Source organism: Paraburkholderia sp. FW306-2-2C-D06C (assembly GCF_058781505.1).
The window spans coordinates 41169-48639 of record NZ_JBYSWU010000063.1 but is presented as its reverse complement, the minus strand read 5'-3'; the positions used below and the strand labels follow the sequence as shown (position 1 = coordinate 48639).

The following is a 7471-nucleotide window of genomic DNA, read 5'->3' as shown; positions in this document are numbered from 1 at the left end:
GGAGGCGGAGGAGGCGGAGGAAGCAGCGGATAAGGAGGCTGCGCTGCCAGCGAATTGATGTGAGGATTGACGCTGCCGAGGCGGCCGTCGCGCCGCCTTGGAGTCAGATTTCATCGTCTTCGCCGAGCAGCTTGTGGCGCAGCGCGTAACGCACCAGCGCGGCTTCGTGCGGCATCTGCATTTTTTCGAGGATGCGCGTTTTATAGGTGCTCACCGTTTTGCTGCTGACGCACAGTTCCGCGGCGATTTCGGTGATGGTTTGCCCCGCGGCGATGCGGCGGAACACATCGAACTCACGGTCGGACAGGCGTTGATGGGGCAGTGTGTCGGCCGGCTCGTTCAGGCTCTGCGCAAAACGCTCGGCCATCGCGAGACTCACGTAGACGCCCCCGGATGCGACTTTGGTGAGCGCCGCGACCAGTTCCGCACTGGCGCTTTCCTTGGTGAGATACCCTGAGGCGCCCGCTTTGAAAGCGCGTACCGCATACTGCTGCTCCGCATGCATGGTGAGCACGAGAATCCGCAGTGCCGGCTTCTCGTCCTTGATCTGTTTGATCAGCTCAACGCCGTTTCGTCCCGGCATCGACAGATCCAGCACGAGCACGTCGGCCGCGTTCGCGCGGATCAGCGCAATCGTGCTGGCGCCGTCATTGGCCTCGCCGACCACCTCGAAGCCGCTCGCACCTTGCAGGATATGCCGCAGGCCATCACGCACCAATGCGTGATCGTCGGCTATCAGCACTCGCATCATGTTTGCATCTCCTGCTGTTGCACTGCCGAGACTGGAAAGTTAACGGTCAGCGCAAAGCCCTTACCACTGGAAGTGTGGATCTCGACCGTGCCGCCCAGCATGTGCGCACGCTCGCGGATACCGAGCAAACCAAACGATTTCTCGGCGGCGGGGGCGGTGTGGCTCGCGCCCTGGCCGTTGTCCGCAATTCGCACCACGCACACGCCGCCCTCGACCTGCACCGTCAGCGTGACGAGCGTAGCATCCGCATGCCGGGCAACATTGGTCAGCGCTTCCTGCACGATGCGAAATAGCGTCGTCGCGCCCGCCGGCGTAAAGCTGGTGTCGCCGACTTCGATCCGGTGCTCCACATCGATCCCGTAGCGGTTGGTAAAGTCGCTGGCGAGCCATTCGATCGCGGGAATCAGGCCGAGATCGTCGAGCATGACCGGACGCAGGTCGGCAGCGATACGGCGCACGGAGGCGACCGTCGCATCGATCAGCCGGCGCATCCCCCGCAGTTGCTGAAGCAGGCGCGGTTCGGCGGTGGTTTCAAGCTCCTGCTCGACCGAAGAAATGTCCATCTTGAGGGCGGTCAATTGCTGCCCGAGGTCGTCGTGGAGTTCGCGGGCAATGCGGGTTTTTTCTTCCTCACGAACGTTTTGCAGATTCGCAGAAAGTTCGCGCAACTCCTCGCGCGATTGCCGCAGCGCATTTTCCGCTTTGACCCGCTCGGTAATGTCGCGCAGCATGACCGTGTACAGCCTGCCGTCGCCGTCGCGGATCTGCGAGATCGACGCCTCCATAGGAAACTCTTCGCCGTTGCTCCGCAAGCCGAACAGCACACGCTGCTTGCCCATTTGCCGGTCGGAAACGCCGGTCACGCCGAACTGTTCGACATGCCGTTCGTGCCCCGCGCGAAAGCGCTCGGGAATGAAGCGCGAGAGCGGGGTGCCGACCGCTTCCATCGCGGTGCATCCAAAAACCTGTTCAGCCATTGGATTGAAGATGACGATGTTCTGCCGTTCGTCGACGGTGATGATGGCTTCCATCGATGACCGGATGATCCCCATCATGCGTGCCTCGTTCAGGTTCAACTGGCTGCGCGCCTCGCTCGTCGCGGCGGATCCCCCGCCGCGTCCGCCTGCGATCAGGAAGGCAATGGCGCCGAACAGGCACGCCGTCGCGACGCCGGCGATCAGCACCGCGGTTTCTGCAAATGCGTCCTCGGCTCGCAGAGCGCGGCCGCTCGCCGTATAGGACAGCGTGAGAGGCTCACCGCCGACGCGCAGGGTAGCGGTTTTGCGCATGACAGGCGAGGCGGGGCCGTCGTCCCCGGCGCTGGACGAATAAAGCAGCGTAGCGGGGGTTCCGCTCAATACCTGCAGGTCGATGCTGCGTCGCCGGGCGAGGGCGTTATCGAATACACGGCTGGTGTCCAGCGCCGCCACCAGCAGTCGCTTGATGTCCGCGCGCCGCGCCTGTGGCGTAGGCGGCAATCCGGCGTTCGCGGCGTTCGCGGCGTTCGAATACACAGGAAAATAGACGTAAAGACGTGGGCGGGTGTTCGAACCAACGTCGCCGAATGGCGCGGCGCCGGCGTTGAGCGCGCTTGCTCCTGTGTCGATGGCGCGCAGCAACGCCTTACGGCTCGCGGGGGCGCCAGCCAGGTCGTAGCCGACCGGCATCGCATCCGCGGTGCCCGGCGCCATCAGCGTCACCGGCGCGACCGGTTGCGGCGTGGCGGCCTGTCCGGCCACGCTACCGGTGTCGTCCGTCAGGCGGGCGATGCCGGCGGCGTCCACGTCGGCGTAGCCAAGCGCGCGCACGACGGACGGCGTTTCATTCAGATCGAGCTGCGCGACATATCGGTACCAGGCATCGGCATTGACCGCCGGCGCGACGGAGAGCAAGCCGCGCGCGCCGAGCAGCAGTGATTCGCTGGTGGCGAACTCGCGCTGCAGATCAGCGGTGATCTGCGCAGTACGCTGATCGAAGCGGCTGTTGGCGGCGTGCAATGACTGCTCGCTCACCCAGCGCCACGCGGCGAGCGCTGCCACCAGGACGAGAGCAAATGTGACCGCCGCAATAAGCTTGGGGCGGCGCTCAGGGGGCACGACCCGCCCGTGCGAAGGCGATTTTCTAGCGAAGGGCGTCTTACCGCGAAAGGGCATGTGCGCCTCATTGGATGGTGGGCAATCCGCAACGCTGGCTGATGGCGCAGTCGCGACGCGGATCGGGAGAAGTCACCGTGATTTTCTTTGAATGCAATCGGAACAACGGGTGCGCCGCCTATTGTGCGCGGTTCGCACGGATCGTGCCAGTATGCCCGGATTCACCATGTGAGCCGCACCGCGCGAGAATGCAGGCGGAACGCAAGCCATCAGCGCTTGATCCTTGTCAAGCGTATTCCGAGCTGCGAACCGCAGACTGAAAGCGCGTCGCCGCCCAAATAGCCGTGGCCGTTCAGGACGGCGGCGAACTCAAGGAGAAGGTCATGTACAAACGGATTCTCGTAGCAATCGACGGCAGCCAGGCCGCGCAGCGCGCGCTCGAAGAAGCGCTAAAAATCGCCGAGGCCGCGCAGGCGATGGTGACGGCCGTATTTGTCGCCGAACATGTTGCACAAATGGTCGATATCGGAACCGGGTTGATCGACGAACAGACGCGCGATGCAGCGGTGACTGAAGCCGCGATGGCGACGCTCGAAGATGCCCGCGCGCTGTTCGAACAGCGCAACGTGTGCGGATTGACCCGGACGATTGACGCTTACGGCGAAGACGTCGTCACCGTCCTCTGCCGTGTGGCGCAAGAGTGCGAAGCCGATCTCGTGGTAATGGGCACGCATGGTCGGCATGGCATCGGCCGGCTGTTGCTCGGCAGTATCGCCGAGGCGTTTGTGCGGCGCGCCGAGATGCCCGTTCTGCTGGTTCGGCGCGAACGGGACATGGACGAGATCCCGTCGAGCCTGTAATAGCGCGGTGGCGAACCGGCGGAACCGGCGGAACCCAAAAAAGAAGCGCCTCGAAAACCGGGCGCTTTAATTTGCGCGAGGGCTTTTTTCGCGCAATGGCTGAATTGTTCGGTCAATGCGACATCAGTACCGGTACGGTCATCGATTGGAGGATCGTGCGGGTCGCTCCGCCCATCACCAGTTCCTGCCATCGGGCATGACCATAGGCGCCCATCACGAGCAGATCCGCGCCGCTCGCGCACGCCTGCGACAGCAGCGTGTCGCCGATCGACGCGCCGGCGTCAACGTCGATGTCTTTGACCTCGACGTTGACGCCGTGCCGGGCGATGAGCGTCGCGATGTCCGCGCCCGGAATGCGTGGGCGCGGTTCCGCCCTTGCGCCGCTGACGGTGACGACTGTGGTGGTTTGCGCCGCGCGCATGAACGGCAGCGCATCGTGGACCGCGCGGGTGGCTTCGCGGCTGCCGTCCCAGCAGACCATCACGTGTGCGCCGGGTGACGTGACAGTGCTGGCGTAAGGCATCAGCAACACCGGACGGCCCGAGGACATGATCAGGTTTTCAGGAAAATAGTCGCCGACATACGACTCCGGATCGCGCGGGTCGTGCTGGCCGGCGACGATCAGATCGGCGCACCGGCCGCGATGCGGCACGGCGAGGTTTGCCGGGGCGTCGACGGCGATCCACTCGCCGGCCACCTCCGCGCGGCTCAACTCCGCGTGAAAGAGCCGCTCGAGCGCGCCGCGGCGTTCCGCGCGCAGATGTTCGTGCGTGCCGTAGTATTCGGCCGTTCCGGCCAGCACGTAGAGCGAACGCGGATCGGGCGAGAACACCGCAAACACGCCGGTCAGATGGGCGCCGAACTGCCTGGCGAGGCGCAGCGCGAGTTCGAGCCGGGGATGCGCGCGCTGGCTCGTATCCAGATGAACGACGATGGTCTTGTAGGTCATTGCAACGCTCCTGAAGTGGATGGTTGGCGCATGAACGCGTGATCTGAGTCTATGAGCCGGGTGGTCGCCGGCGTTGATCAAGATCAACGGTGCGGTAGCGCGCGACGCCGGATCGGCGGTGTGCCGACCGCGTTCCGCTGTCAGGCGGTGATATGAAAGCCGCTCGTTGGCGATGCCGACAACGAGTCCGCGCTGGCCCGAAAGATCGATGACTGGCTTTATGACTTGATCTCCGCGCGGTAGTGCACGGCGACAGCCTCGTCGGCGATGATCTGCTCCTCGTCGGTGGGCAGCACCAGAACGGTGACCCGGCTGCGCCCGCTGCTGATGACGCGGGCGTTGACGCCGTTGGCGTGCGGATCGAGCTCGACGCCGAGCCATGCGAGCCGTGCGCATATAGCGGCGCGCACTTCAGGCTGGTGTTCGCCGATGCCGGCCGTGAACACGAAACTGTCCAGACCGCCCAGCGTGGCGGCAAGCCGCGCCGTCTCGCCGGCAATGCGGAACGCAAAGAGATCAAGTGCTTCGCGAGCCTCGGGATGCTCGCTTGCCAGCAGTTCACGACTGTCCGCACTGATGCCGGAAACGCCGAGCAGGCCGGAATGCTCGTACAGCATCGTCTCGACTTCCTTGACATCGAGGGCCTTCTGGTCGAGCAGATGGAGCACGACGCCGGCATCGAGCGCGCCGCAGCGGGTCGACATCGGAATGCCGTCGAGTGTCGAAAAGCCCATGCTGGAGTCGCGACTCATGCCCGCCTCCAACGCACACAGACTTGCGCCGCTGCCCAGGTGCGCGGCGATGACCTTGCCGCGCGCGCGGCACGGGAACTGACGCGCGAACTGGCCAATGACGAACTGATAGGAGAGGCCGTGAAAGCCGTAACGCTTGATGCCCTCGTCGAAGAGCTGGCGCGGAATCGCAAAGCGCCGCACGAGATCGGTCTGGGTGCGGTGAAATGCCGTGTCGAACGATGCCGTCTGCAGGAGATGCGGCCGCAGATGCCGGATGGCCCGGATGAGCCGCACGCTCTGCGGTTGGTGCAAGGGCGCTAGCGGCACGAGCGCGGTGATGGCCGCGAGCGTTGCGTCGTCGATCGCCACGGGCCCGCCGAAACGATCGCCGCCATGCACCACGCGGTGGCCGACGCAAACCAGATCGTCGAGGGGAAAGTGCGCGGCGAACCATCCGAGCGTCTCGTCGAGGATTTCGTGAAGCTCGTCGGTGACGGCCGCTTTGAGCGGAATATCGTTCGTTCCGCCGCCGTGGACGAGATGAAGGCGCAACGGCTGATGCCGTACATCGATTAAGCCATGGCCGATTCTCGACGCCTCGTTATCCAGCACGCTGTATAAGCCGATCTTGATGGTCGAGGAGCCGGGATTGAACGTCAGCAGGAGTGGAGCGCTCATGATCGGATCGGGCCCCCCGGCGTGCGTTCGGCTGCCAGCTTGGCGAGCGCCGCGGAAGCGAGGCGCACGCGCGCGCTGTCGGCGCGGCTCGTCACGATGACCGGCAGGCGCGCACCGAGCACAAGGCCCGCCGCATCGGCGCCGGCGAAGTACACGAGCTGTTTGGCAAGCATGTTGCCGGCCTCCAGGTCCGGGACCAGCAGAATGTCCGCCTGACCCGCGACGGGCGAATTGATTTGCTTGGTTTTCGCGGCGGCGAAGCTGATGGCGTTGTCGAACGCGAGCGGGCCGTCGACCAGCGCCCCTGTGATCTGGCCACGTGCGGCCATCACGGTGAGCGCAGCCGCGTCGAGCGTGGTCGGCATTCTGGGGTTGACCGTTTCCACTGCGGCGAGCACTGCGACCCGCGGCAGTTCGACGCCCATGACATGCAGCAGGTCGATCGCGTTCTGGCAGATGTCACGCTTGTGCTCGAGCGACGGCGTGATATTGACCGCCGCATCGGTGACAACCAGCGGCTTCGGATAGGCCGGCACGTCCATCGCATAGACATGGCTGATGCGCCGCGCGGTGCGCAGGCCGGATGCCGGCGCAACGACCGCGGCGAGCAACTCGTCCGTATGAAGGCTGCCTTTCATTAACGCGGCAACTTGACCGGCCGCCCCCAGTTCGACTGCACGGGCCGCCGCCGCGTGACTGTGCTCGACCGCCTCGATCGGCATGCCGTCGAGACTCACGCCGGCCGCCTCCGCAGCGGCGCGGATTTTTGCCTCCGGGCCGATCAGCAGGGGCTCGAGCAAACCCTCGTCGCGGGCCTCGAGCGCCGCCATGATGGCTTCCACGGAGCACGGATGGACGATCGCGGTACGCAACGCGGGACGGGCGCGCGCCTCGCGGATGAACGCCTCGTAGCGGTCGTGCCGCCGGACAGTGACGTCGGGGCGCGGCGCGGATGGCCACGCGACCGGTGTTGCAGGGGCGATCACGGTCGCAGTGCCCCGCAGCACCACATCGCCCGCCTGGTTCGTGCAACAGGTGTCGAGCCGGACAATGCGCTTGTCCGGGCGTTTTTCCTTCACCGTCACGGTCGCGGTAACGGTGTCGCCCGGCGCGACCGGATGGCGGAACTGCAAGGTCTGGTCGAGATAGATGGTGCCCGGGCCGGGCAGCCTCGTGCCGAGCAGGGCGGAGATCAGCGCGGCGGTCCACATGCCGTGGACCACCACGTGCCCGAACAGGTCGCCCGATGCGAAAGCCGCGTCCACATGCGCGGGGTTGATATCGCCGGACACGGCGGCGAACAGGTCGATGTCGTTCTGCACGGCTACCCGCACGAGCGACGCCGATTCGCCGATGGCAAGTTCGTCGAAAGTCCGGTTGCGCAACAGGTTGTCGTTCACCAGCGC

The 7471-nt window shown here is 65.2% G+C and carries 6 protein-coding genes; 1 reads left to right on the top strand and 5 read right to left on the bottom strand.

What is annotated here, in order from left to right; genetic code table 11:
- Window positions 1-103: 103 nt before the first annotated feature.
- On the bottom strand, window positions 104-751 hold the full coding sequence (locus AC3WLT_RS32375) for a response regulator (RefSeq protein ID WP_492595697.1): 648 nt from the start codon (window positions 749-751) through the stop codon (window positions 104-106).
- Complete coding sequence (locus AC3WLT_RS32370) at window positions 748-2904, bottom strand: sensor histidine kinase (RefSeq protein WP_492595696.1); 2157 nt, start codon at window positions 2902-2904, stop codon at window positions 748-750. The genes AC3WLT_RS32375 and AC3WLT_RS32370 overlap by 4 nt, the downstream gene beginning before the upstream one ends.
- A gap of 323 nt (window positions 2905-3227) precedes the next feature.
- On the opposite strand from AC3WLT_RS32370, the gene AC3WLT_RS32365 reads away from it, so the two are divergent.
- Window positions 3228-3704 carry a universal stress protein gene (locus AC3WLT_RS32365; RefSeq protein WP_492595695.1) on the top strand — a complete coding sequence of 159 codons (477 nt, stop codon included), beginning with the start codon at window positions 3228-3230 and terminating at the stop codon, window positions 3702-3704.
- 112 nt (window positions 3705-3816) lie between these two features.
- On the opposite strand, the gene AC3WLT_RS32360 is transcribed toward AC3WLT_RS32365, so the two are convergent.
- The 3 genes from AC3WLT_RS32360 to AC3WLT_RS32350 form a co-directional block, all read right to left on the bottom strand.
- Window positions 3817-4653: a universal stress protein gene (locus tag AC3WLT_RS32360; protein WP_492595694.1), complete on the bottom strand. Its 837-nt coding sequence runs from the start codon at window positions 4651-4653 to the stop codon at window positions 3817-3819.
- Window positions 4654-4871: 218 nt separating this feature from the next.
- Complete coding sequence (locus AC3WLT_RS32355; protein WP_492595693.1) at window positions 4872-6065, bottom strand: acetate/propionate family kinase; 1194 nt, start codon at window positions 6063-6065, stop codon at window positions 4872-4874.
- Window positions 6062-7465, bottom strand: coding sequence for a bifunctional enoyl-CoA hydratase/phosphate acetyltransferase (locus AC3WLT_RS32350; RefSeq protein WP_492595692.1), 1404 nt, complete (start codon window positions 7463-7465; stop codon window positions 6062-6064). The genes AC3WLT_RS32355 and AC3WLT_RS32350 overlap by 4 nt, the downstream gene beginning before the upstream one ends.
- Window positions 7466-7471: the final 6 nt, after the last annotated feature.

Excerpts from the sequence above, each read along its gene's own strand:
- AC3WLT_RS32370 (WP_492595696.1), bottom strand. The coding sequence starts at position 2,904 with ATGCCCTTTCGCGGTAAGACGCCCTTCGCTAGAAAATCGCCTTCGCAC.
- AC3WLT_RS32360 (WP_492595694.1), bottom strand. The coding sequence starts at position 4,653 with ATGACCTACAAGACCATCGTCGTTCATCTGGATACGAGCCAGCGCGCG.
- AC3WLT_RS32355 (WP_492595693.1), bottom strand. The coding sequence starts at position 6,065 with ATGAGCGCTCCACTCCTGCTGACGTTCAATCCCGGCTCCTCGACCATC.
- AC3WLT_RS32375 (WP_492595697.1), bottom strand. The coding sequence starts at position 751 with ATGATGCGAGTGCTGATAGCCGACGATCACGCATTGGTGCGTGATGGC.
- AC3WLT_RS32365 (WP_492595695.1), top strand. The coding sequence starts at position 3,228 with ATGTACAAACGGATTCTCGTAGCAATCGACGGCAGCCAGGCCGCGCAG.